This is a genomic window from Egibacteraceae bacterium, from assembly GCA_035540635.1.
Classification (GTDB): domain Bacteria; phylum Actinomycetota; class Nitriliruptoria; order Euzebyales; family Egibacteraceae; genus DATLGH01.
Window position 1 is genome coordinate 1 of sequence record DATLGH010000013.1, and the last position, 23594, is coordinate 23594.

At 71.7% G+C, this 23594-nt stretch carries 26 protein-coding genes and 2 pseudogenes; 17 read left to right on the top strand and 11 right to left on the bottom strand.

Annotated features, from left to right (window positions below):
- The 3 genes from VM324_02480 to VM324_02490 all read left to right on the top strand — a co-directional run.
- On the top strand, window positions 1-777 hold a 777-nt coding region (locus VM324_02480; GenBank protein HVL98143.1), incomplete at its 5' end, for a hypothetical protein.
- Window positions 756-1202 (top strand): DUF6188 family protein, encoded by a 447-nt coding sequence (locus VM324_02485; GenBank protein ID HVL98144.1) that lies wholly within the window; start codon window positions 756-758, stop codon window positions 1200-1202. The genes VM324_02480 and VM324_02485, both read left to right, overlap by 22 nt.
- A gap of 191 nt (window positions 1203-1393) precedes the next feature.
- Window positions 1394-1687: a hypothetical protein gene (locus VM324_02490; GenBank protein HVL98145.1), complete on the top strand. Its 294-nt coding sequence runs from the start codon at window positions 1394-1396 to the stop codon at window positions 1685-1687.
- Between the two features lie 63 nt (window positions 1688-1750).
- On the opposite strand, the gene VM324_02495 is transcribed toward VM324_02490, so the two are convergent.
- On the bottom strand, window positions 1751-2014 hold the full coding sequence (locus VM324_02495) for a hypothetical protein (protein ID HVL98146.1): 264 nt from the start codon (window positions 2012-2014) through the stop codon (window positions 1751-1753).
- Window positions 2015-2112: 98 nt separating this feature from the next.
- Between VM324_02495 and VM324_02500 the strand changes: the two genes are divergently transcribed.
- Together VM324_02500 and VM324_02505 are read left to right on the top strand one after the other, a co-directional pair.
- Window positions 2113-2364 carry a hypothetical protein gene (locus VM324_02500; protein ID HVL98147.1) on the top strand — a complete coding sequence of 84 codons (252 nt, stop codon included), beginning with the start codon at window positions 2113-2115 and terminating at the stop codon, window positions 2362-2364.
- 32 nt (window positions 2365-2396) lie between these two features.
- Window positions 2397-2681, top strand: coding sequence for a hypothetical protein (locus tag VM324_02505; protein ID HVL98148.1), 285 nt, complete (start codon window positions 2397-2399; stop codon window positions 2679-2681).
- Here the strand turns inward: VM324_02505 and VM324_02510 are convergent.
- Window positions 2656-3049: pseudogene (locus VM324_02510) on the bottom strand (transposase). The gene VM324_02505 and the pseudogene VM324_02510 sit on opposite strands and share 26 nt — an antisense overlap.
- A gap of 89 nt (window positions 3050-3138) precedes the next feature.
- Between VM324_02510 and VM324_02515 the strand changes: the two are divergent.
- Both VM324_02515 and VM324_02520 read left to right on the top strand, forming a co-directional pair.
- A complete protein-coding gene (locus VM324_02515) occupies window positions 3139-3486 on the top strand; it encodes a DUF6788 family protein (protein HVL98149.1) in 348 nt (115 codons plus the stop codon).
- 311 nt (window positions 3487-3797) lie between these two features.
- Window positions 3798-4133, top strand: a pseudogene (locus tag VM324_02520) (IS1380 family transposase).
- 615 nt (window positions 4134-4748) lie between these two features.
- Here VM324_02520 and VM324_02525 read toward each other — a convergent pair.
- Window positions 4749-6638, bottom strand: a complete 1890-nt coding sequence (locus VM324_02525; GenBank protein HVL98150.1) for an AHH domain-containing protein — start codon at window positions 6636-6638, stop codon at window positions 4749-4751.
- A 150-nt stretch (window positions 6639-6788) separates the two neighbouring features.
- Between VM324_02525 and VM324_02530 the strand changes: the two genes are divergently transcribed.
- Window positions 6789-7895 (top strand): IS110 family transposase, encoded by a 1107-nt coding sequence (locus tag VM324_02530; protein HVL98151.1) that lies wholly within the window; start codon window positions 6789-6791, stop codon window positions 7893-7895.
- A 564-nt stretch (window positions 7896-8459) separates the two neighbouring features.
- On the opposite strand, the gene VM324_02535 is transcribed toward VM324_02530, so the two are convergent.
- Complete coding sequence (locus tag VM324_02535) at window positions 8460-8669, bottom strand: hypothetical protein (protein ID HVL98152.1); 210 nt, start codon at window positions 8667-8669, stop codon at window positions 8460-8462.
- Between the two features lie 93 nt (window positions 8670-8762).
- Between VM324_02535 and VM324_02540 the strand changes: the two genes are divergently transcribed.
- The gene (locus VM324_02540; protein HVL98153.1) at window positions 8763-9329 is read left to right on the top strand and encodes a thioredoxin family protein; all 567 of its coding nucleotides are present in this window, start codon (window positions 8763-8765) and stop codon (window positions 9327-9329) included.
- A gap of 14 nt (window positions 9330-9343) precedes the next feature.
- Here the strand turns inward: VM324_02540 and VM324_02545 are convergent, their stop codons facing one another.
- Window positions 9344-9892 (bottom strand): YqgE/AlgH family protein, encoded by a 549-nt coding sequence (locus VM324_02545; GenBank protein ID HVL98154.1) that lies wholly within the window; start codon window positions 9890-9892, stop codon window positions 9344-9346.
- 157 nt (window positions 9893-10049) lie between these two features.
- On the opposite strand from VM324_02545, the gene VM324_02550 reads away from it, so the two are divergent.
- The gene (locus tag VM324_02550) at window positions 10050-10181 is read left to right on the top strand and encodes a hypothetical protein (protein ID HVL98155.1); all 132 of its coding nucleotides are present in this window, start codon (window positions 10050-10052) and stop codon (window positions 10179-10181) included.
- A 5-nt stretch (window positions 10182-10186) separates the two neighbouring features.
- The gene (locus VM324_02555; GenBank protein ID HVL98156.1) at window positions 10187-11158 is read left to right on the top strand and encodes a quinone oxidoreductase; all 972 of its coding nucleotides are present in this window, start codon (window positions 10187-10189) and stop codon (window positions 11156-11158) included.
- Between the two features lie 240 nt (window positions 11159-11398).
- Here the strand turns inward: VM324_02555 and VM324_02560 are convergent, their stop codons facing one another.
- From VM324_02560 to VM324_02570, 3 genes are all read right to left on the bottom strand, one after another.
- Complete coding sequence (locus VM324_02560; protein ID HVL98157.1) at window positions 11399-11773, bottom strand: NYN domain-containing protein; 375 nt, start codon at window positions 11771-11773, stop codon at window positions 11399-11401.
- Between the two features lie 106 nt (window positions 11774-11879).
- Window positions 11880-12287, bottom strand: coding sequence for a CBS domain-containing protein (locus VM324_02565; protein ID HVL98158.1), 408 nt, complete (start codon window positions 12285-12287; stop codon window positions 11880-11882).
- A gap of 127 nt (window positions 12288-12414) precedes the next feature.
- Complete coding sequence (locus tag VM324_02570; GenBank protein ID HVL98159.1) at window positions 12415-13329, bottom strand: ABC transporter substrate-binding protein; 915 nt, start codon at window positions 13327-13329, stop codon at window positions 12415-12417.
- An 89-nt stretch (window positions 13330-13418) separates the two neighbouring features.
- Here VM324_02570 and VM324_02575 point away from each other — a divergent pair, with 89 nt between their 5' ends.
- Together VM324_02575 and VM324_02580 are read left to right on the top strand one after the other, a co-directional pair.
- Window positions 13419-14234, top strand: a complete 816-nt coding sequence (locus VM324_02575) for an aldo/keto reductase (protein HVL98160.1) — start codon at window positions 13419-13421, stop codon at window positions 14232-14234.
- A 48-nt stretch (window positions 14235-14282) separates the two neighbouring features.
- Window positions 14283-14996 (top strand): transglutaminase-like domain-containing protein, encoded by a 714-nt coding sequence (locus tag VM324_02580; protein HVL98161.1) that lies wholly within the window; start codon window positions 14283-14285, stop codon window positions 14994-14996.
- Between the two features lie 3 nt (window positions 14997-14999).
- On the opposite strand, the gene VM324_02585 is transcribed toward VM324_02580, so the two are convergent.
- Window positions 15000-17297, bottom strand: a complete 2298-nt coding sequence (locus VM324_02585; GenBank protein HVL98162.1) for a transglycosylase domain-containing protein — start codon at window positions 17295-17297, stop codon at window positions 15000-15002.
- A gap of 68 nt (window positions 17298-17365) precedes the next feature.
- On the opposite strand from VM324_02585, the gene proS reads away from it, so the two are divergent.
- Window positions 17366-18760, top strand: coding sequence for a proline--tRNA ligase (proS, locus tag VM324_02590; GenBank protein HVL98163.1), 1395 nt, complete (start codon window positions 17366-17368; stop codon window positions 18758-18760).
- A 10-nt stretch (window positions 18761-18770) separates the two neighbouring features.
- On the opposite strand, the gene larC is transcribed toward proS, so the two are convergent.
- Window positions 18771-19976, bottom strand: a complete 1206-nt coding sequence (larC, locus tag VM324_02595; protein HVL98164.1) for a nickel pincer cofactor biosynthesis protein LarC — start codon at window positions 19974-19976, stop codon at window positions 18771-18773.
- A complete protein-coding gene (gene larB, locus VM324_02600) occupies window positions 19973-20620 on the bottom strand; it encodes a nickel pincer cofactor biosynthesis protein LarB (protein ID HVL98165.1) in 648 nt (215 codons plus the stop codon). The genes larC and larB overlap by 4 nt, the downstream gene beginning before the upstream one ends.
- A 60-nt stretch (window positions 20621-20680) precedes the next feature.
- Here larB and VM324_02605 point away from each other — a divergent pair, with 60 nt between their 5' ends.
- From VM324_02605 to VM324_02615, 3 genes are all read left to right on the top strand, one after another.
- Window positions 20681-21289 carry a DUF4446 family protein gene (locus tag VM324_02605; GenBank protein ID HVL98166.1) on the top strand — a complete coding sequence of 203 codons (609 nt, stop codon included), beginning with the start codon at window positions 20681-20683 and terminating at the stop codon, window positions 21287-21289.
- On the top strand, window positions 21286-22212 hold the full coding sequence (pheA, locus tag VM324_02610) for a prephenate dehydratase (protein ID HVL98167.1): 927 nt from the start codon (window positions 21286-21288) through the stop codon (window positions 22210-22212). Before VM324_02605 ends, pheA begins: the two co-directional genes overlap by 4 nt.
- 113 nt (window positions 22213-22325) lie before the next feature.
- On the top strand, window positions 22326-23582 hold the full coding sequence (locus VM324_02615) for a M23 family metallopeptidase (protein ID HVL98168.1): 1257 nt from the start codon (window positions 22326-22328) through the stop codon (window positions 23580-23582).
- The last annotated feature ends 12 nt before the right edge of the window (window positions 23583-23594 follow it).

A 23594-nucleotide genomic window follows, 5' to 3' on the forward strand; every position in this document is an offset into this window, starting at 1 on the left:
GCCGGCGTCGCCGCCGCCTGCGTCGGCTCACTGGGTATCGGCTGCGCCCCCGCCATCGGACTCGGCCTAGCCGGCGGCGCCGCGATCGGCGCGGGCACCTGCGACTCAGGACGATCCCGCAAACGCTGCGCCGCCGGCGGCATCGTGGCCGTAGGCGGCAGCGCCTTAGCGGCTGCCGCCCTCCCCGCCGCCCCCGCTGTGGCCAGCGTGCTCGGGCTGACCGCCGGTACCGCCCGCACCCTCGGCTACGTCGCCACAACCACCGTAGGGGGCACAGCCCTGGAAGGCGGCGAGCAGATCAGCAGCGGCCACTACGACGCCGGCGGCCTCCGCGACGCCGCCATCCGCAGCGCAGTCACTGGCGGAGTACTCCGCGGCCTGGGCGCCGTCATCGGCCGCCTCCGCACCGCACGCACACCCACCAGCGGCACCACAGCCCCAAACACGACAGGGCTGGTCGATGATGGTGTGAACGTTCTTCCGTCGTCGGGGAAGACGTTTGTTGGTACTCCGCAGGGCACCGTCTACGACATCCCGAAGGGTTGGGCGTCGCGGCCAGCCACCAGCGGCAAGGGCATCGTTTTCCAGCGTCCCGGTGCTACGGGGAACGCGGACATGATCCGCATCATGGAGCCGACGTCGAAGTATCCGAGCGGGTACGTCCGCTACACCAACGAGTACGGTCAGCCGCTTGATGTCCTCGGCAAGCCAGGCGCGGCATCGGCGACGCACATCCCCCAGAACTACCAGGGCCCGTGGCCGGGGTGGCCACAATGAGCGGTGCGGTCACGTTGGTCGAGGCCGAGGATCGGTGGGTGCTGCCGTTGTCGGGCCGCAGCGTTGATCGGTTGTGCATCGACTTCGCGGTGACTCTGATGTTCAGCGGGGGTCTGGAGTTACGGATCGAGCAGCCGTTCGTAGTGCAGCGCGCTGACGGCAGCGAGGTTCTGCTGGTGCCGGGCGGCGATCCTGACCGGCTGGGTTCGGTGACGATGCTGGCGCGGCAAACCGTCGTTGAGGCCGAGGCGTTCAAGGACGGTCACCTGCGGATCTCGTTCTCCGATGGCGCTATCCTGGGCGCGCCTGCCGACGAGGGCTTCGAGGCGTGGGAGCTGGTGGGCCCCGCAGGGCTTCGTACCGTGTCGTTGCCAGGCGGCGAGCTGGCCGTCTGGCGGCCGGACGGCGACGCGGCGGGTCGCTGAACCGTTGATCGCGGCAACGCCATGACACAGCGGATGATGATGTTCGTCGTTGGGCAGCACGTCATCGATATCGAGCTAGACGGTCGCGATGCTCCTCATTCGTTGAGCGTGACCGCCCGCGTTGATGCGACCGACGGTGGTCGTCGGAGGAGCCGGGGTGGCGTGAGCTCGGCGTCGGCGCGAATGGGACAGTGCCCTATCTCTGGTCGGCGCGGAGGCTGGTGGTTCTCGGCGTCGACGCTGATGAGCAGTCTCAAGTGTTCGACGTCGATGAGGACATCGTGACCGTGTTTTGGATCCGTGAAGGCTGGCTCGTCGTGTGTGAGACGTCCGTTCGCCTGTTGTCGTCCCGTGGAGAGGCTTGCCGTCTGGAGCTGCCCGATGTCGTCGTATCGGCTCGATGGGCGGGCGCGGCACTCGAACTGCAGCATCCGACAACCCGTACGCGTCTCGGCATCGCCGACGGGCGACTGCAGGTCCTGTGACAGTTTGACGGTGAGCGCTCGGACCGCGAGCCATGCGGCTGGTCAGTCCGACTGCCGTCGAGGCTAGTTGCGTAGGGCGTACAGGACGGCGTCGGCGAGTTGGAGGTAGTCCAAGGCGCGGGCGGTGTCGAGGTTGTCGCGGTCGGGGTGGGCGTGGGCGGCGAGGTTGCGCAGCACGGTCATGCCGTGCACGGCGTTGAGGGTTTCGGCGTTGAGCCGTCCGTGGCGGTGGGCGAGGTCGGCGAGTTGGCGGCCGCTCATGCGGGCGAGGTCGTCGTCGGGGGCGAGCCCGTCGGTGATGCGGCGCAGTTCGCGTTCGATGCGCACGTATGCCTCGAGGATGGCGGCGCCGGGGGCGACGGCGGCGACGTCGGCCAGCTCGTCTGCCAGCGCGCCGCCGGTGGTCTGTCGGGCAGGGCGGTGGCGTGCTCGAGCTGCTGGCGCGTTTCGGCGACGGTGTGTTGCCAGTATTCGACCTCGACGCCGCCGGGGCCGGCCTTCCAGCGTTTGACCTGCCCGGACAGCGCAGCGGACAGCGGGCGGCGCAGCACCAACGTGATGATGACGGCGGCGGCCGGCCAGGCGAGCGCGTCGATGACCGCGGCGGTGAACTGCAGCCCGTCCATGGTCAGGCGGTGTCGGTGGTGATGGTGCGCAGCCGGTTGCGCGTGACGTAGGCGTCGATGACGTCGAGCAGGGCGGCGCGGTCGTGGTCGTCGAGTTCGGTGATGGCGGCGGCGCGGTCGCCGAGGATGTGTTCGGGGGCGTGCAGCGCGCGGCGGGGGATGTCGTCGATGAGCAGGTGGTCCAGGCTGACGTTGAAGGTTTGGGCGAGGCGGACCAGCGCGTCGGCAGACGGGGTGATGCGGCCGGCTTCGTAGCGGCTGATGCGCCCGGGGTCGGTGCCGATCTTTTCGCCGAGTTCGGCTTGGGACCAGCCGTGTTCTTTGCGCAGCTGGCGGATCGTGGGCCTTGGCCAACAGCGCGTTGTTGAGCGCGGCGACGGTCTGCTGTCCGCAGCGGGTGGTGATCTTCATCAACGTGGTCGGGTGCGGCACCCGGGCGCCCAGGCCGATGCGGCAAAACCGCGTCCACGAGATCGAGTCGGCCACCTCCCGGCTCAGCGTCTCGTAGCTCACTCAGGCCGTAGCGGTACTTCAACCACATCATCCGCAGGTAGGTCTCCATCGGGATCGACGGGCGACCCAGCACCGCGTGGAAGTGCGCGGCGAACGGCGCGAAGAACACCTCGTCGTCGAGCAGCGCGTCGACCGCCGCCAGCTCCGGCGGCAGATCCAGGTAGGGCTCGGGCAGCACGGCTTCCCACAGGGTCGCAGGCTGCGGGTTGCGACAGACCAGCATCGAACACCTCCAATCGTTCGACAACCAGAGTTCATCTTGAAGTGTATAAGTTTCAAGACAACAGATGTCGGAGGTGCGACAATCCGACCATGCCCACCGCCCGCGCCCGCCGCGCCCGACAGCGCCTGGCCACCACCATCGCCGACCTCCTGGGTAACGACGAAGCCTTCGCGCTGCCCGGCAGCATCACCGAACGGTTCACCCGCTGCGGCAAGACCACCTGCCGCTGCAAAGCCGACCCCCCACAGCTGCACGGCCCCTACCTGCAATGGACTCGCACAGAGCACGGCAAGACCGTCACCCGCCTGCTCGACCCCGACCAAGCCGAGCGCTACCGCACCTGGATCGAGAACACCCGCCGCCTCCGCGCCCTTCTCCGCGAACTGGAACACCTCGGCGTCCAGGTCGCCGAGCACGAAGAAGGCTGGTCACGCTAAACGCCCAATTCAGCACTGGCCGCCGCCGTCCCCGCGTAGAAACCCGCAGGTCAGCGTCGTCTCGGCCCTGACTTTTTCAGGTCGATGTAGCTAGTCCTCAAATAAGCGTGTCGGCTGCACTGGGTCAGCCGGAAAAGACGGGAAAGGCCTTATCTTGTGCGGAGTAGAGCTCTGAGGACTACCCGCACAAGAAAGGCCCTTTCCGGTGAAGAAGATAGCGCATGAGCAGAGCCGACGGAACAGCGCGCGACGGGCGGCGCAAGGTGGCGGCCCGGCACCGGCGGGCGGGGCATTGGAGCGCGCAGCCCAAGCCGATGCTGACATCGGGCAAGGTCAACTACGAGATCGGCGCGAACACCGACGCCACCGGTTTCGGGGGCATCGCGGCGGTGCACCGGCTGGCGGTCAAGCTGGAGTTGGTCGACGAGATCGACGAGGCGCTGGAGCTGTTGAAGGTGCACCTGCCCTACCACGAGTCCGACCACGTGTTGAACTTGGCCTACAACGTGCTGTGCGGGGGCACGAGGTTGGAGGACATCGAGCGGCTGCGTCACGACACCGCGTACATGAACGCCCTGGGCGCGGACCTGATCCCCGACCCGACCACGGCGGGGGACTTTTGCCGACGCTTTGCTGACGACGACGTGGTCGCGTTGTCCCCCCTAGCCGGGGTTCCGCAGATGATGGAACCCCGGCCTAGCTGGCAGACCGGACCGGGACCCCCTCGAATATCAGACCGCTGCAGCCTGCGCGGCGAATCGCCTCGCACACCGCTTCCGACAGCACAGGTGGAAAGCCGTATGGATACTTAAAGGCATTGCGGCCACCGATCAAGCCGGGATCAATGACCCCCTTTATTACACCCGCCAGGCCACCGTATGTAGTAGCGCCCACGTTCATCGGCATGACGTCGGGCGGGTGCATAATCCACCAAGTGCCCGCCGGACTACCGTCCTCGGCAAGCAGCGTAGAGCCAAACCACTGGACGACATCTTCCTCAGTCAGGCTGGCTTCGATTACCTGCCGGAGCTTGGCACTATAGAACTCGAAGGCTTTGGTGCATGGGACGACGTCACCCCGAGCATGCCAGTCGTGGACGGTGAAGGACGTGACTTGGGGGAGATCTTCTACTCGCCCCGGCCGCTTAATGCCTAGAAAATATGCATCGCGGTGACCAGGTGTCCACTCGGCGGGGTCAGTCGGCTCGGCCATCCCATGGCGGGCGTCCATGGCAGGGAATAGGCGGTAGAATCGAGAGGCCATTAGCAGACCCAATAGTCCTTGCGGACGATCGTGGGGTCGTTGGCCAGCGTCCAGCGCACATACTGCCATGCCTGGCGGAAGAGCCGCTCGCGCAGGAGGCGCTTTACGTCTTCTGGAGCGGCTGGCGACAGCTCGTTGGTCAGGTTGTTCGCGTAAGATGCCGCTGCCTCCAGGTTGTCCAAGACCCACCGGTGGTATCCGGTCGGATGGGGCCCGAGGTGTGGGATATTGATCAGGTTCCAATCGCCTTTGGCGATGTCGAGGTGCCCGAGACCGTAGTCGTTGAGAGCGGTCTGGTACGCGCTGAGCCACTGGCCCTCGAACCTGGTGGCGATGTGATGCCGCTGGAGCGGCGTCCCCGCGATGATGCTGGCTTTGGCACTGTCGTCCAAGCAGTGGTCCGTCGGCGGCAGCATGGCGGCCCCACCGGCGGCCGCGGGCTGAGGCTCGAACTCGACGTCCCATTGGTCGGCCCACTCTTCCTCCGGGCCAGCCGGCCATATGACGACCGGGCCTTCTTGCGTCGTGGTAGTGGAGAGGTCACTTGCGACAACTGCGCCTACAATCAGCGCGTCAATCAACACCTGGGACAAGCCGGGGTTCCGGAGCGCCAGATCCTGAAGGAGCGCGCTAATCCCGCCGCCGGCGAGCCGCACACTCTCGCAGTCATTATACTGGTCGGTCGTAGACGTGCCCTGCAGGTGCGTGCCAGGTGCTGTCAGCAGTGTTTCGCAGGCTTGGTTGATGGTGAGGCGCCCGGCCAGCGGCGGCACCGCGAACGCGTCAACCAACGTAGTGCGGTCCTCAGCTGGCAGGGTTACGGGCTTCCAGTCGCTGTAGTAGATGTACCCATAGCCGGTATGGTTAACGGCTCGGGCACGCAGCTGCGTGTAGTTGCGCAGCGGTTGATCGGAGTCCGCCAAGGCGATCGTGAAGGCGCCATCGTCGTCCGTTACGCTTTGGGTGGCGAGCGTGAAGGCCTTGGAGTTACCCGGCTCGAGTGCTTGGATAGTGATGTTGCATGTTGAGATGCAAGCACGGTTGTACAGAGCTAGCGCGGTGGCGGTCACGTTGAGGCTGTAGTCAACGAGTCCGCTGTTGGGGTCACGGTCCCAGCGGCCGACCGATAGCGCCAACTCGCCCGGCGGATAGATATCGCCGGTATCGATCCAGTCAGTGTATGGCGTCGAGGTGTAGGGACTGCTGATGCGGGCTCGCAACTGGGTGTAGTGACGCAGTGGTTGCTGGGAGTCGGACAGAGTTATGGTGAATGCCCCGTCGTCATCGGCGACTTCCTGGGTGGTCAGGATGGGGGCGGTGGAATTACTAGGCTCTTTGGCTTGAATTGTCACCTTGCAGGTGCCGACGCACGGCCGACCAGGGAGGGCCAGCGCCTTCGCCGCCACGCTGAGGCTGTAACTCACAAACCCGGTGCTGGCGTCCCGAGTCCAGCTTAGGCCAGACAGGGTCACTTCACCGGGCGGGTAGGCATCTCCGGTCGGCACCCAGTCACTGGATGACGTGTAAATGGAGTCCTGCACCCGGGCGCCGACCCGATCGAGGTGGCGCAGTCGTTGATTGGCGTCAGACAGGATGACGGTAAAGGCACCCCCGCTAGCGGTGACGTCTTTGGTTTGCAGGGTGTAGGCGCTTGACCCTCCCGGCTCCATGGCGCGGAGAGTAACCTTACAGACGGAACCACAGGCGGCTGCGACCGTGACCGTGTAGCTGAGGAACCCTGTGTCGGCATCCCGCGTCCAGGTGTTGATGGTGACATCGACGGCCGCTGCCTGGGCGGGTGGTGTCGGGAGCAGTACAGCGACCAGCACGGCGCCAAGGATCATGGGTATCATCTGGCGAAACGGACTCGCCTGCATCTTGCTTGCCACGGGCAGTCTCCGAGCGTCGGTGGCCAAGTGTGGCTAGGCGGCTTAACCCGCGGGCACTCTAGTCATCATGGAACGGCCGACCCCTTCCGCAATGTTCGTGGGTCATCCACGATCGGCGCGGAAGGTGCCACATACGGATAGGAGTCGGCCGTGACCAGTATTCACGATCCCGAAGCGATCCACCTGGGCTTGGACGTGCACAAGGACACGATCTCGGTGGGCGTGCTCGAGCCGGGCTGCCAGATCCCGGTGGTGGACAAGATCTTCCACGACGAGGCGTCGGTGCGCCGCCTGATCGACCGGTTGGGTGACCGCAGTCGGCTGCGGGTGTGCTACGAGGCCGGCCCGACCGGCTATGAGCTGGCGCGTTTGCTGGCGTCGATGGGGGTGTCGTGTGAGGTGATCGCCCCGTCGTTGATCCCCACCGCGCCGGGTGATCGGGTCAAGACCGACAAGCGTGACTGCCGGCGGCTGGCGCGCCTGCACCGCGCCGGCGAGCTCGTGGCGATCCGCATCCCCACGGTGGCCGAGGAGGCGGTGCGGGACCTGTGCCGGGCGCGTGCGGACTTGGTCGATGACCGTGACCGGGCGCGCAAGCGGCTGCTGGCGTTGCTGTTGCGCCACGCGCGGGTGTACCGGGGCGGCAGCTACTGGACCCACAAGCACGACCAGTGGCTTGCCGCCCAACGCTTCGACGAGCCGGCGCTTGACGCCACGTTCGGCCACTACCGGGCGGTGCTTGCCGCCCGCGACGCCGCGGTGGCCGCCGCCGAGGCCGACTTGAAGGTCTGGTTCGACCGTGACCCGTTCGTCGACTGTGTGGCTCGCCTGGGCGCCTACCGCGGCATCGCCCACCTGGGCGCGTTGACGTTGGTGGCCGAGGTGTGTGACTGGCGGCGGTTCCCCCGAGCGACGACGTTCATGGGCTTCACCGGGCTGGTGCCCTCGGAGTACTCCTCGGGCGGCTCCACCCGCCGCGGGCACCTGACCAAGACCGGCAACGCCCATGTGCGCACCCAGCTGGTGGAGTCCGCGTGGGCCTACCAGCACCGCCCCGCCGTGGGCGCGGCGCTGCGCCGCCGCCAAGACGGCGTGTCGCCGGAGACCGTCGCGCGGGCGTGGAAGGCCCAGACCCGCCTGTGCGGGCGGTTCCGACGCATGGCCGCGGTCAAGGACACCAAGTCGGTGGTGGCCGCCGCGATCGCCCGTGAGCTCGCCGGGTTCGTGTGGGCCGAGATGACCAGCGACGTCAACTGACAGGCAGATGATCAACGATGCGCTGGCTGGCTGATCGGCCCCGCCGGCGCATGCAGCTGTGCAGAACGTGTCGGGCCGCCGCCGTGGCAGAACCGATCCCCGTCCTAGCTAGCTATGCCCACCCCCCGGGGCACGGGCGCCTTTAGTTTAGTCAGGGGCACCCTTCTGCGAATGACCGACCTGCGGTTTCGACCCGCGTACCTCAGAGTGGCGGTCCCAGCCGATCCACCCGAGGCCCGACACGTCTTGCCCCACCCTCAGGAGCAACCACTACGAACCCACCCCAACCAGCAACGCGGCCTGCCCGCTTCTTCGCTTGCCACCCTGGCTCGTCGCTGCTCGCGGTCAACATCGTTCGTCCTCGCTGCGCTGCGGGCGCTGGCATGTTGACCGCTCCCGACGCGACGGCCGGTTCGGCAGCTACGAAGCAACCAGGCCGCTGACCATCAGCACACGACAAGCCCGGCTACAGGAGGGCTCTATGCAAACCCGCCCCAAGTCAAGCATCAGGTTTCTCTTGACGGGCCGTTCCACCTCAGCTAGTCAGCTGGCGGTGCGGGAGGCTCAGCCCGCCGTGCCGGGGGCCGGCGGTTTCGGGGTCGCGACGTTCTCGACGCTGGCCGCACGCGACAGGTGCACCCACAGACCGGCGTGGGCGGCGATGCCGACGCCGAGGATGACGACGACCGACCACTGGCCGAAGAGGGCGGCGACGAGGGCCGCGAACACGGCGCCGGCGACGAGCAGGCCCCGCATCGTGTTGATCGTGCTCATGCAGCAAGCTCCCGTTCCCCGTGCCCCTCGGCCTCTGGCGGCCATGGTAGGACTCCACGCTAGAGTCAACCACCATCCCACGAAGGAGAACCCGTGGCCGCAACCTCGACGATGATGCCCCTCGGCACCCCGGCCCCGCCGTTCGCGCTGGCCGACCCCGACGGGCGGGTCACGTCGAGCGAGGCGCTGGCCGACGCACCCGCGCTGCTCGTCATGTTCCTCTGCAACCACTGCCCGTACGTCCGCCATGTCCGCGAGGGGCTCGCAGCCCTCACCGCCGAGTACATCGACAAAGGCGTGGCGGTCGTCGGCATCAACCCGAACGACTACGAGGCCTTTCCCGACGACGCGCCCGAGCGGATGGCGGAGGAGGCGCGGGAGGTCGGCTACCGCTTCCCCTACCTCATCGACGAGGACCAGGAGGTCGCGAAGGCGTACGGGGCCGCCTGCACCCCCGACTTCTTCCTGTTCGACGCCAACCGCCGGCTCGTGTACCGGGGGCAGATGGACGACTCGCGGCCCAACAACGGGGTGCCCGTCACCGGCGAGAGCCTGCGCGCCGCGCTCGACGCGGTCCTGTCCGGGGACCCGCCACTCACCGAGCAGCATCCGAGCATGGGTTGCTCCGTGAAGTGGCGCCCGGGCAACGAGCCGGGCTGAGCCTCCCCCTCGCCTCAGTTGGCGGTGGGATCGGCGGGGATGGTCGTGAACACCCCGCCCTGGCGGCGCAGCACGCCGCGCCACAGCGCCCCGGGCGCCTCGGTGAAGACGTCCTCGGCGCGGGCATCGACGACGAACCAGCTGCCGGCCGCTATCTCTGTCTCCAGCTGACCGCCGCCCCACCCCGCGTAGCCGGCGAACACCCGCACGCCGGCGATGGCCGCCCCGAGGAGCGTCGGGTCGGCGGAGAGGTCCACGACGCCGACGCCGGGAAAGATCGCGGCGAGCCCGTCGCCCTCCGGGGGACCGTACGTGCGGGCGAGCCCGATGAGGGCGTCGGGCTGCACGGGCCCCCCCGCGAACACGACGGCGGGCTCCGCGGCGAGCGTCGCCCACCTCGGCAGGGCCACCGACAGCGCCGCGTCGGTGGCGCGGTTGACGACCACGCCGACCGCGCCGTCGGTCTTGTGCTCGAGCAGGAGCACGACCGTGTGCGCGAAGTTGCCGTCGGTCAGCGCGGGCGTGGCCACGACGAAGCGCCCGGTGAGGAAGGCGGTGCTCATGGCGCCATCCGACCGCGCAACGCGCGCCGGCGCAAGCCGGCGCCGGTTGCTGCGGGGCGGCGGCGGAGATCGGACCCGTTGCTGAGGCCGGTGGCGTGTCCCGTTTGATCCTTGCGTGGGGCGGAAGGTTGGCAGGGAGTCGACGGAAGGCACATCGATGAACACGAGGGACCTCGCGATCTCCAGCCCCGCGTTCGCGCGGGGGGCGGTCCCGGCGACGTGCACCTCGGACCGGATGGAGGGCCAGGTCATCGACCGGAACCGGCTCGTCGGCACCTACGAGCGGTGAGCGGGATGCACGCGGTGCTGCTCCGAGAGGCCGGCGACCCGGAGGTCCTGCACCTCGAGGAGGTCGACGACCCCCTGCCGGGCCCCGGCCAGGCGGTCGTGCGGGTCGAGGCGGCCGGGCTGAACTTCATCGACACCTACCAGCGCAGCGGTGCCTATCCCCTCGACCTGCCGACGGTCATAGGCTCGGAGGGGGCCGGCGTCGTCGAGACGCTCGGCGAGGGGGTCGTGGGACTGTCCGCGGGTGACCGGGTCGCCTGGGCCGGACAGCCGGGCAGCTACGCCGAGCGCGTCGTCGTCGACGTCGGCGGCGTCGTCACCGTGCCCGACGGGGTGGACACGCGCACCGCCGCCGCGGTGATGCTGCAGGGCATGACCGCGCACTACCTCGCCCTGTCCACGTTCGCGCTCGGGCCCGACCACACCGCGCTCGTGCACGCCGCGGCCGGCGGTGTCGGCCACCTGCTCGTGCAGATCGCGAAGCGCCGCGGTGCCGAGGTGGTCGCGACCGTGTCCACGGAGGAGAAGGCGGAGATCGCCCGCGAGGCCGGGGCGGACGAGGTCATCCGCTACACCGAGGTGGACTTCGCGGAGGAGACCGCCAGGCTGTACGGGCGGGGGATGGACGTCGTGTACGACTCGGTCGGCAAGGCGACGTTCCTGCGGAGCATGGACTGCCTGCGCCCGCGCGGTGTCATGGTGCTGTTCGGCCAGTCCAGCGGCAAGGTCGACCCCGTCGACCCCCAGGTGCTCAACACGAAGGGCTCGCTCTATCTCACCCGCCCGACCCTCGCCCACTACACCGCCGACCCCACGGAGCTCCGCTGGCGCGCCGGCGACCTGTTCGGGTGGATCGCCGCCGGGCAGCTCGCGGTCCGCGTCGACCGGACGTTCTCCCTGGCCGAGGCGGCCGACGCGCACCGCTACATCGAGGGTCGCCAGACGAAGGGCAAGGTCCTGCTCCTGCCCGTGGCCTGAGGGACGCCCTCGCCGGCCACGGCCGGGCCCGCCGGTCCCGGGACGCCGGTGGGCGCGGGGAGTCAGCGGGCGAGTCCCCAGACGTACTCGCGCCGGCGGCGGCGAGCGCGGCGGGCGCCGACGAGGATCTTCAGCCGGCGGCTTGCCGCCCCCCACGACGACCCGGTCGAGGGCGGTCGGCGTCGAGCACCTCGAGCGCCGCGAGGACGACCCGCTCGGCCCGGGCGGCGTCGGTTGCGGTCACTGCCCGACCTCGTCGAGCCGGGACAGCAGCCAGCCCGCCCCGGTCACCGTCGCGGCGCGCCGGCGTGCGCGCGCCGTCAGGGCCCGGTCGGAGGTCACCACCGTCACGGTCGCCGGGTCGGCGGCGCCGAGCAGCTCGACGATCCGGTCGTCGGCGGCGTCGGGCCCCGACCGGTGGGCGTAGCGGACGGCGACGCCGGCGTGCTCGCCCTCCTCGAGCCCGGCGGGGGGTCGCCCGTCGAACACGACGGTGACCGCGTGTCCCGTGGTCGCGTGGAGGGCCTGCAGGCGCGCCACGAAGCCGCGGACCGCCGCATCCCGGTCCCGCCACCAGCCGTCGGGGCGTGAACCGATGACGTTCATCCCGTCCACGAGCAGTTGGACAGGCCAGCCGGCCCGCGGTCCGTTGGCGGGCAGCGGCGAGCACCCGCCCCGACGGGCTTCCCCGCCGCGCGGGTCGCCGACGCTCAGAGGGCGTTCAGCAGGTCGGCGCCCCCGCCGGTTGCTGGACCCAGCAGCGCACGATGTCGCGCATCGACAGGATCCCCGCGACGCCGTAGTTGTCGCCGTTGTCGTTCGTGACGATGAGGTGGCGGAAGCCGCCACGGATCATCGCCTGTGCGGCCTCCTCGAGCGACCAGTCGCCGGTGGCGACGATCACCTTGGCGGTGACATGGTCGATCACGCGTTCCTGGTCGGGGTCCTTGCCGGCGGCGATGCAGCGCATCAGGTCACGCTCGGTGAAGATGCCGGGCCCCTCGCCGTCGAGGTCGAGCACGAGGGCTGACCCGATGTTGCGTTGGCTCATCAGCTGAGCGGCCTCACGCAGGGTGTGGTCCGGACCGACGGTCAGGAACACCGTGCTCATGTTCTCGCGGATATTCATGCTGGGCTCCCCCTTGGGATCGCCTGGCCCGCCTCTACCGTAACGAGCCCCGGTCCCTGCGGGAAGGGGGAGGTCAGGAGGTACGAGCGCGTCCCCCGCGAGAGGCAGGCGCCACGGCGGCCGCTGGTCAGGCGGCGGCGATGGCCACCGCCCACCGCGCGCTGACCGCCGGGAAGCGGTCAGGGTGCAGCAGGGACGCGAGCACCGGTGCGGCGGTGACGACCGCCGGGGAGAGCCGCGAGAACAGGCGTGCGGCCTCCACGGCCCAGAACCGGCCCGCGCGCACCGCCCGCAGCTGCGTGACCTCCGGCAGGCCGGCGAGCTGCGACGCTTCCGCGACGGCGCGCTCGACGCCGTACCCGCAGGGCAGGAAGACGATCGCGTCGGGATCGACGGCGGCGACCTCGTCCCACGACGACCGCCGGGACGCCTCGCCGGCGCCGGTGAGCAGGTGACGACCCCCGGCGACCTCGACGAGCTCGGGCACCCAGTGGCCGGCGAGGAAGGGCGGGTCGCCCCACTCGAGGGCGACCACGCGGGGGTGGGGGCGCCCGGCGACCCTCCGGCGCACGTGCCGGTGCGCCGAGGCGATGGCGGCGATCTGGCGCTCGGCGCGGTCGCTCACGCCCATCGCCGCACCGACCATCATGAGGTCCGCCTCGAGGCCCGCCAGGGAGGCGCCGCGGAGCAGCACGAGCTCCGCGCCCGCCGGAAGGGCGCCTGCCGCGTCGGCCCCGGGCAGGGCACACACGTCGCAGACGTCCTGGGCGAGCACCACATCGGGGGCGAGCGACCCGAGCAGTGCGACATCGACGCGGTAGAGCGGCTCGCCGGCGCTCACCGCCGCGCGGACCCGGCGGTCGACCTCACCAGCGGGCGACGCAACGTCGCCGAGCGCAGAGGCGGTGAGGACCGGCAGCCCGTCGGCCACGGGGTGGTCGCAGGCGTGCGACACGCCGACGAGCGCGGCGCCGAGTCCCAGGGCGGCGACGATGTCCGTGCCGGCAGGCACGAGGCTCGCAACCCGCGGCACGGCGCTCATGGCTCCACGCTATGCGGAGTTTCCCAGGCGGTGTCGTTCGAGAAGATGCGGGAGGTGGGCAGAGCGCCCGCCGGGGAGGATGCCGAGCGATGCATGCGGTCCGCATACAGGCTGTCGAGGTGCCCGCCATCGGCCTGGGCACCTGGCAGATGAACGGCGAGGCGTGCCGCGAGGGTGTGCGCCATGCGCTGCAGGCGGGGTACCGCCACATCGACACGGCGCAGATGTACGGCAACGAGGAGCAGGTGGGTCAGGGCATCCGCGACGCGGGGGTGGACCGCGACGCCATCTTCCTCACCACGAAGCTCAACGCAGGAGCGCTGGCCCCCGAGCGTGTCGGACCCGAGACCGAGGCGAGCCTTCGCCGGCTCGGCACCGACCGGGTCGACCTCCTGCTCATCCACTGGCCGCATCCCGCCATACCGCTCGCCGCCACCCTCGACGCGATGCGCCGCGTGGTCGACGACGGCAAGGCGACGCACATCGGGGTGAGCAACTTCCCCTCCGGGATGCTGCGCGAGGCGATCCGGGAGGCGCCCATCCTCACCAACCAGGTGGAGTACCACCCCCTGCTCGCCCAGGACCGGCTGCTCGCCGTCTGCCGGGAGGAAGACGTCCTGCTCACCGCCTACTCGCCCCTGGCGAAGGGCAGGATCCTCGACGAGGTGGAGCTCAAGGAGGTCGCCGAAGCGCACGGGCGGACCGTCGGGCAGATCGCGCTGCGATGGCTCGTGCAGCAGGATCGGGTGGCGGCCGTCCCGAAGTCGGCCAGCCCCCAGCGCCGCGAGGAGAACCTCGCCGTGTTCGACTTCACGCTCACCGACGAGGAGATGGCCCGCATCACCGCCCTCGCGCGCAGCGAGCGGCTCATCAACCCGTCGTTCGCTCCTGACTGGGAGCGGTAGCTGAACCGCGCGGTCGAACGTTTCGCGGCGATCGCCGCCGGCCCGGCGGTGGACCTCGGCGCGGCGGCGATCGCCATCGGCGGGGGCGCCGACCCCGGCCTCGACCCGCAGGTGTGGCTCGACGAGCTCGACCGGCTCGCCGCGGGGGTCACCGACCGTGACGGGCTCGTGCGCCGGCTGTTCGTCGAGGAGGGTTTCACCGGCAACGCCGCCGAGTACTACGACCCGGACAACTCCCTCCTCCACCGGGTGCTCGCCCGCCGCCTCGGGATACCGGTCAGCCTCGCGGTGGTGATGATCGAGGTCGGCCGGCGCGCCGGCGTGACCCTCGAAGGCGTCGGCATGCCCGGCCACTTCCTTGTTCGGGAGCCCGGCGGGGGCCTGCTCGACCCCTTCGCCGGTGGTCGCCGGGTCGACGAGGCCACGGCGGAGGCGCGCTTCCGGGCCGCCACGGGCGCCGGACCCGACGTCGCCTTCGGTGCCCACCTGCTGCCCGCGGTGAGCGCGCACGGGATCCTCGACCGGATGCTCGCCAACCTCGCCGCCGTCTACCGGGCGCGTGGGGCGGCGGGGGACCGGGAGTGGGCGCTGCGGATGCGTCTTGCCCTGCCCACGGCAGACCCGTCGCTCGCGGTGGAGCTCGGCGAGGTGCTGGCGAGCCGTGGGCGTTTCCTGCAGGGCGCCGTAGAGATCGAACGCCACGCCGGTGACGACGAGCGCCTGCTCACGGCTGCCCGCGCGCTGCGGGCCCGCCTCAACTGAACCTCAGTCGTCCCCGGAGCTTCCCGAACGGCGCTCGGATGACGCGCCCGCGGGCGGGGGCGGGGGCGGTGGCGGCGGAAGCGCGGGGATCGGCTCGGGCGGCACGCCCTCGAGGGCGACGGCCATGAAGTCGCGCCACACCGGGGCCGCGGACTGCCCACCGGTCATCCCCGGGTAGGGCTGGCGGCGGTCGGGGTGGCCGACCCACACCGCGGTCGACAGCACCGCGGTCGTGCCGACGAACCAGGCGTCGGCGAAGTTCTGGGCGGTGCCGGTCTTGCCCGCGACATCCCACCCCGGGATGCGGGCGCGGGTGCCGGTGCCCCGGCTCACGACGTTGCGCATGGCGTCGATCATGGTGCCGGCGGTCTCGGGGCTCACCGCCCGGACGCGCACCGGGGCGTGGCGGTAGATCTCCGCGCCGCGTGCGTCGGTCACCCACTCGATGAGGTAGGGGGGCGCACGCTCGCCGCCGGTCGCGAACGTCCCCGTCGCCGACGCCATCTCCAGCGGCGTCGCCCCCCGGTGCCAGCCGCCGATGGCGAGCGCCGGGCCGCGCGCGTGCAGCGGACCGAACGCCGCTTCGGCGTCGACGCCGAGGTGGCCCGCCTTCTCCACCACGTAGCTCACCCCCGTCTCGAGCATGAGCTGCACGAACGAGGTGTTCACGCTGCGCACGAGCGCCTCGTGCAGCGAGATGGTCCCGTAGCTCGCGTTGGCGAAGTTGCGGACCTCGTACGGCGGCTGATGGGGGTCCCACGCGAACGAGCGGGGCCCGGCGCCGTCGATCGGCGACCAGACGGAGCGGCCCCGCTCGAGGGCGGTCGCGAGCACGAACAGCTTCGCCGCGCTGCCGGGGTGGCGCCGACCCTGGGTGGCGAGGTCGTAGGCCTCCGCCGTGAAGTCGCCCCCGCTGTGGGTGGCGACCACCCGGCCGGTGCGCGGGTCGACGGCCGCGATGGCCGCGGTGCGCTGGCCGGGCGACGACGGGTAGTGGCGTTCGACGATGTCGTGGGCGGCCTGCTGCAGGCGCGGGTCGATCGTCGTGTGGATCGCGAGGCCGCCGTTGAAGAGGTTCTCGACACGCGCCGCGCGGTCCGGACCGAACGCCGGGTTCGCGAAGAACTCGCGTTTGACCGCCTCGACGAAGTAGGGCTCGGTGACGGTCCGCTCGCGCTGCGGCATGACCCCCATCTCGACCCCGACCGCCTCCTCGGCGCGCTCGGGGGTGATGTAGCCCTCCTCGGCCATGGCACGCAACACGGCATTGCGGCGGGCGGTCGCGGCCTCGGGGTTGCGGCGCGGGTCGAGCCGCCCGGGCGCCCGGATCATGCCCGCGAGCAGGGCGGCCTGCTCGAGCGTGAGATGCTCGGGGGTGACGTCGAACCACTCCTCCGCGGCGGCCCCGACCCCGTAGGCACCGGCGCCGAAGTACACCTGGTTGAGGTAGCGCTCGAGCAGCTCCTCCTTGGTGAGACGGTCCTCCAGCGCCATCGCGTAGGTGAGCTCGCGGGCCTTGCGCTCGAGCGTCTGCTCGTCGCTCAGGAAGTTCTGCTTCGCGAGCTGCTGGGTGATGGTCGAGCCGCCCTGGGCGACGCCACGCGCCCGGACGTTCGCGACGGCGGCGCGCCCGATGGCCTCCAGGTCGTAGCCCTCGTGCTCGAAGAAGCGGCGGTCCTCCGCGCTGATCGCCGCCTGCCACACGTGGTCGGGCAGGTTCGCGAGGGGCACGAGGCGGCGGTCCTGCTCGTCGTGCAGGACCGCGAGGACGCTCCCGTCGGCGGCGTAGACGACGCTGCGCTCGGCGAGGGCGGGAAGCGTGGAGTCCTCGGGGATGGCGAGGTCGACGGTGACGACGTCGCCGTACCCGCCCGCGGCGGGGACGGTCGCGGCGACGACGAGCACCACCCAGGTGACGGCGGCGGCCCCGAGGCTCAGAAAGCCGGCGAAGGACGGCACGAGGCGCGCGCTCGCCACGCGGACGGCGGCGGATCCGCGCGCTAGCACCCAGCCGGTCCCGTCCACGAGCCGCCGCCCCGCCGCCGGCGCGGCGTTCGCCCACCAGCTCACGTACCAGCCGACGGCCCCGAGCACCGCCCGGCCCACGCGGGGAAGGGCATCCGACAGGCGTACCACCCACCAGCCGGCCCCCCGCAGGAGTTGGCGTGCCACAGCGGCGAGCAGTGGGCGCACCCAGGCCCATGCGCGGCCGGCGAGGAGCAGGACGGCGCCCAGCCATCCCGACAGGCGCACGCGCGTGTCGGACCACGTCGAGGAGGACCGCCGATCGGAGATGGCCACCAGCCCTTTCTACCTTTCGGCAAGGGCGAGGAAACGACGACGGCGCGATGTGCGAGGATCATCGCCCCATGGCGAAGAACGTGCTCACTGCGCAGGGCGAGGACTTCCCTCGCTGGTACCAGGAAGTCGTCGCGAAGGCCGACCTGGCCGAGAACGGCCCCGCCCGCGGGACGATGATCATCAAGCCGTGGGGCTACGCGATCTGGGAGCGCATCCAGGCGGAGCTGGACGCGCGGATCAAGGCGACCGGTCACGACAACGCCTACTTCCCGCTCTTCATCCCCGAGGAGTTCCTCCGCAGGGAGGCCGACCACGTCGAGGGTTTCAGCCCCGAGCTCGCCGTCGTCACGCACGGCGGGGGCAAGGAGCTCGCCGAGCCGCTCGTCGTGCGCCCCACCTCGGAGACGACCATCGGTGACGCGATGAGCCGGTGGGTGCAGGGGCACCGTGACCTGCCGCTGAAGCTCAACCAGTGGGCGAACGTCGTGCGGTGGGAGCTGCGCCCGCGGCTGTTCCTGCGCACCACGGAGTTCCTTTGGCAGGAGGGCCACACGGCGCACGCCACCTTCGATGAGGCGCAGGAGGAGACCGTGACGATCCTCCTCGACGTCTACGACGCGGTGATGCGGGAGGTCCTCGCGGTGCCCGTGGTCCTCGGTCGCAAGACGAAGGCCGAGACCTTCCCGGGGGCGCTCGTCACCTACACGCTCGAGGGGCTGATGCGCGACGGCAAGGCCCTTCAGATGGGCACGAGCCACAACCTCGGGCAGAACTTCGCCCGGGCCTTCGACATCGCCTTCACCGACGAGCAGGGGGAGCGCCGCCTGGCCTACACCACGTCGTGGGGCATGTCGACCCGTGTCGTCGGAGGTCTCATCATGGCCCACGGCGACGACCGCGGGCTGCGCCTGCCTCCCGCCGTCGCGCCGATTCAGGTCGTGGTGCTCGCCGTCAAGGACGAGGCGGTGGGCGAGTGCCGCAACCTCGTCCACCTGCTCGCCGCCGGGGGGGTGCGCGCGCGCCTCGACGACGCGACGAACCAGTCGTTCGGCCGGCGGGTGGTCGACTGGGAGCTGAAGGGCGTGCCGATCCGCCTCGAGGTGGGACCGCGCGACCTCGAGGTGGGTGAGGTGACGCTCGTCCGCCGCGACGTCGACGGCAAGCAGTCGCTGCCGCTCGCCGCAGTCGCCGAGGCGGTGCCCCGACTGCTCGGGGAGATCCAGGGCTCGCTGCTCTCGCAGGCGACCGCGTTCCGGGACGGCCACACCCGCGAGGCGCAGCGGCCGGAGGCGATCGACGGGCCGGGGCTGTGGCGCCTGCCGTGGGACGTGCTCGGCACGGAGGGCGAGGCGCGCCTGGCCACCGACGGCTACACCGTGCGCTGTCTCGTGACCGCCGACGGCGGCGTGCCCGCACCCGCCGCGACCGACGATCTCGTCGCCTACGTCGGGCGCGCCTACTAGATTCGGGCGCTCAGGCGGAGGCGGGCGCCGGGCCGCCCGGCGGGGGCGGGTTCTCCTTCGCGTGCCAGGCGGCACGCGCGCGGGCGAGCACCTCCTTGACCGGCAGGCCCGTTGCCGCGCCGGCCGCGAGCGCGTCGTCGAACTCCGGCGCGACGTTGACGACCGCGTCGTCGAGCGCGCCGACCTTCAGTCGCACGGGCTGCCCGGCCACGTCGACGGTGACCCACCGACGCTCGAGCGCCCACTTGTCGACGAACCAGCCCCGCACGCCGAGCGTGGTCGTCTCGGTGAAAAGCACCCGCCGGAGCGCGTCGCCGCGCTCGGGATCGGCGAGGCACACGAGTTCGACGCCGGGGCGCCCCTTCTTCATGACGACCGGGCACGCCCAGGCGTCGTGCGCACCCGCGGCCCGAAGGGCGTCGAGGACGGGGGGAACGAGCTCGCCGGGCAGGTCGTCGATGGCCGTCGCGAGGACGAGCGCCCGCGACGCTCCTGTGTACCCGGCCGCCTGCCCCAGCACGATCCGCACGACGTTCGGGCGGTCGAGCTCGCGGGCTCCGGCGCCGTAGCCGACGGCCCCGACGACGAGCTGGGGCAGGTCGACCCACTCGTCGGTCCACTCCGCGAGCAGCGCGGCCCCCGTCGGCGTGCAGAGCTCGACGGGCTCGCCGGTGGAGTACGTCGGGGCGCCGGCGAGCAGCGCGAGCACCGCGGGCGCAGGCACAGGTAACAGGCCGTGGTCCCCACGCGTCATGCCGGTGCCCTGTGCGACCGGGCCGCACGTCACCCGCTCCACCCCGAGCGCGTGCAGGCCGGCGCACACCCCCACGATGTCGACGATCGCGTCGAGGGCGCCGACCTCGTGGAAGTGGACCCGCTCGACCGGGCGGCGGTGGATGCGCGCCTCCGCCTCGGCGATGCGGCGGAACGTCGACAGCGCCCGCGCCCGCACCGGCTCGGCGAGGGAGGCGCCGCCGAGCAGCTCACGGACGTTCGCCCACGTGCGCACGACGCCGTCCTCCCGCGCGGTGACGTGCACGCGGGTCGCGCCGACGCCCGCACGGGTCACGGCCTCGGCGCGAATGTCCCACCCGTCGACGCCCAGCCCCCCCACCGCATCGACGATCGTCTCGAGGGCGACGCCGGCGTCGAGCACCGCGCCGAGGAGCATGTCGCCGCTCGCTCCCGAGAACGGGTCGACGTGCGCGACCTTCACGCGGCGCCCACCCGCAGGATGCGGCGAGCGAGCATGGCGGCACCGAAGCCGTTGTCGATGTTCACCACGGCGACCCCCGGCGCGCAGGAGGTGAGGCTCGACAGCAGGGCCGCCAGCCCCTCGAAGGCCGCGCCGTAGCCGACGCTCGTCGGGACCGCGACGACCGGCGCGGTGACGAGACCTGCGACGACCGTCGGCAGCGTGGCCTCCATGCCGGCGACGACCACGACGACGTCGGCCTCTCCGAGCTCGTCGCGCTCGCTGAGCACCCGGGTGATGTCGGACACGCCGAGGTCGGCGAGGAAGCGGCAGGTGATCCCGAAGGCCCGCAGCACCCCGATGGCTTCGCTCGCCACGGGCAGGTCCCCCGTGCCGCCGCTCGCGACGACCACCCGGCCGAGCGCCGGCTGCGGCTCGCACGCGCGCGCGACGAGGAGCCGGGCGACGGGGTCGTAGTCGGCGCCGGGAACCGCCGCGGCGTGGGCGGGCGAGCAGCGGGTCGCGAGCACCGGGGCGGTGCCCGCGGCGAGCAGCTCGGCGACGAGGACGCCGACCTGCTCGGGGGTCTTCGGCTCGGCGTACACGACCTCCGGCTCGCCCGTGCGGGCGGGTCGGGCGTGGTCGAGGCGCGCGACGGGTTCCATCTCCGGCGCAGCCTACGGGCTATCATCGCCGGGCACCGAGGGCAGCCTGCGAGCAGGAGGGTGGCAGGAAGCTTCTTCGAGGCACTCGAGGACGAGGAGGCGGGGCGTGTGGAGCTGACGGCAGAGGCAGTCGGGGGGCTGCTGATCGCGGCGATCCTCATCGGCGTCGCCGCGATCGTCGTCGCGCTCGTGGCGCTGAGCGGGCAGCGCCGCGTGCGGGCCGCGTACCGGGCTTTCAGCCAGGGCAGTCGCGACGACGTGCTCACCCTGCTGCAGCGCCACATCGACGAGGTCGGCGACCTGCGGGCCGAGGTGGCGCGCCTCCAGCGGCGCAGCGACGACCTGCGGGAGCTCCTGCGGTCGGGCCTGTCGCGGGTGGGAACCGTGCGCTATGACGCGTTCGAGGAGCTGGGGGGGCGGCTGTCGTTCTCCGCGGCCCTGCTCGACGAGCACGGGGACGGGCTCGTCATCACCGCCATCAACGGGCGGACCGACACCCGCGCCTACGCCAAGACGGTGACCGGCGGGCGGAGCAAGCACAACCTCTCCCAGGAGGAGGTTCAGGCGATCGAGCGGGCGATGGCCATGGCGGAGCGCACCACCACCCAGGGCGGCGCCCCGGTGGGCGCCGGCCGCCCGCGCAACCGGCGGCCGGCGCCGAGCCGTTGACCGCGGTCGCGTTCCTGGGGCCGGAGGGCACCTTCGCCTCCGAGGCAGCCCGCCGCGCCGCCCCCGACGCGGCCCGCCGGCCCCTGCCGACCATCGACGAGGTGGTCGACGCGGTCCGCGACGGGTCCGTCGACATCGGTGTCGTGCCGATCGAGAACTCGATAGAAGGCTCGGTCAACATCACCCTCGACGCCCTCGCGTTCGGCCCTCCCGGCGTGGTCGTCCGCGGCGAGGTCGTCATCCCGATCTCCATGAACCTCCTCGCGCCGCCGGGCAGCGACCTCGGCGACATCAAGGAGGTGCGCAGCCAGCCCCACGCCCTCGCACAGTGCCGTGGTTGGCTCACCGCGAACCTGCCCGGCGTCGCGGTGGCCGCCTCCACGTCGACGGCCGAGGCGGCGAGGGAGGCCGGCGAGGCCGCCGGAGGCGTCGCCGCCCTCGGCACCCGCCTCGCCGGGGAGCGCTACAGGCTCGACGTGCTCGTCCCCGACATCCAGGACTACCCGGGCAACACGACCCGGTTCGTGGTCCTCGGCCGCCGGCTGTGCCGGCCGACCGGCGCGGACAAGACGTCCCTCGTGGTCTTCTTCGGCGAGGACCGGCCCGGACTGCTCATGCGCGTCCTCGACGAGTTCGCGCTGCGCAGCATCAACCTCACGAAGATCGAGTCGCGCCCGACGAAGCAGGCCCTCGGCGAGTACTGCATCCTCATCGACTGCGCCGGGCACCTCACCGACGCGCGTGTCGGCGAGGCGCTGCGCAGCGTTCACCGCCACGTCGCGGACCTGCGGGTGCTCGGGTCGTTCCCGCGGGCGGACGCGCAGGTCACCACCCCTGAGCCGGCCGACTCCGACGCCGCGTACGCCTCCGCGTCCCGGTGGTTCGCCGACCTCGTCGCGGGGATCGACGACCCGCCAGGTTGACGGCCTCCGGGGGCCGGTTAGCCTTGGGCGCCATGTTGCCCGAGCACGTGGCTTGCAGCCACGGCGTGGCTTCCCTGCGCGCAGCGAGCACTCCCCACCGCACGAGACCCGCCGTGCTGGTGGCCCTGGTGGTCGCGCTGCTCCTCGGAGCGGACCTGCTGCCCGCCGCCGCGGCGCCCGACGACGCGGCGCTCCGCGCCCGCCAGGAGCGTCTCGAGGCCGAGCGGGCGGGGCTGCACGAGGACCTCGGCCGCGCGGAGGGGGAGCGCTCGCGGGTGTCGGCCGCCCTGGCCACCGCCACGGCCGAGGTCGACCGGCTCACCGGCGAGCTGAACCGCCTGCGCGACGAGACCCGCGCCATCGAAGAGGAGGTCGCCGCTCTGGAGGGCGCCGCCGCCGCGAGCCGCGACCGCATCGCCCGGCGCGTCGGCGCCCTGTACCGGGGCGCGGCGCCGAACGACTTCCTCGGCCTGCTCGCCGGCGCGTCGAGCGCGGAGGTCGCCGAGCGCAGCCACTACCTCGTGGCCCTGACCCGCACCGACCGCGCCGACCTCGAGACGGCCGCGGCGGTCGGGCGGCGCCTCGTCGTGCGGCGGGCCGACCTCGCGGAGGCGACCGCGCGCCAGGAGGCCGTCGCCCAGGAGTCCCGGCTGGCCTGGGCCGAGCTCGACCGCCAGCTCGCCGCCGCGGGCCAGGCGGTCGCCGGGGTGCGGGGCCGCATCGCTGCGGGCGAGGACGAGGCGCGCAGCATCGCCGGGGAGCTCGAGGCCCGCCGTCAGGCACGGGCGCGGGCCGACCAGGTGGCCGCCGAGCGCCGCCGGGCCGAGGGGCGGGCACGGGAGGCGGCGGAACGCCGCCGCCAGGTGGCCCCCAGCCGCTCGGCGCCCCCTCCCGCCGCCGTCCCCGTCCGTCCGCCCGTGCGTGTGCCCGCCGCTCCTTCGACCCGGGCGGCGCCCGCCCCGCCGGGTGGGGCTGGCATGGCCTGCCCGCAGGACCATCCCCGGTCGTTCACGGACACCTGGGGCGCCCCGCGAAGCGGCGGGCGCCGGCACCAGGGCACCGACATCTTCGGGGCGATGGGCGGCAACGTGTTCGCCATCACCTCGGGCACCGTCGAGTGGGCCCGTTCGGGGGGCAGCGCCGGCCGGTGGCTGTCCCTGCGCGGCGACGACGGCGACCGCTACTGGTACATGCACCTGTCGGGCTTCGTCGCTTCGGGAGGTCAGCGGGTCGGCGCGGGCGAGCTCATCGCCTACAACGGCGACACCGGCAACGCGCGGGGCACCAGCCCGCACATCCACTTCGAGCACCACCCCGGCGGGGGACGACCGGTCAACCCCTACCCGCTGCTGCGGCGGGTGTGCGGCTGAGGCGGTTGGCTA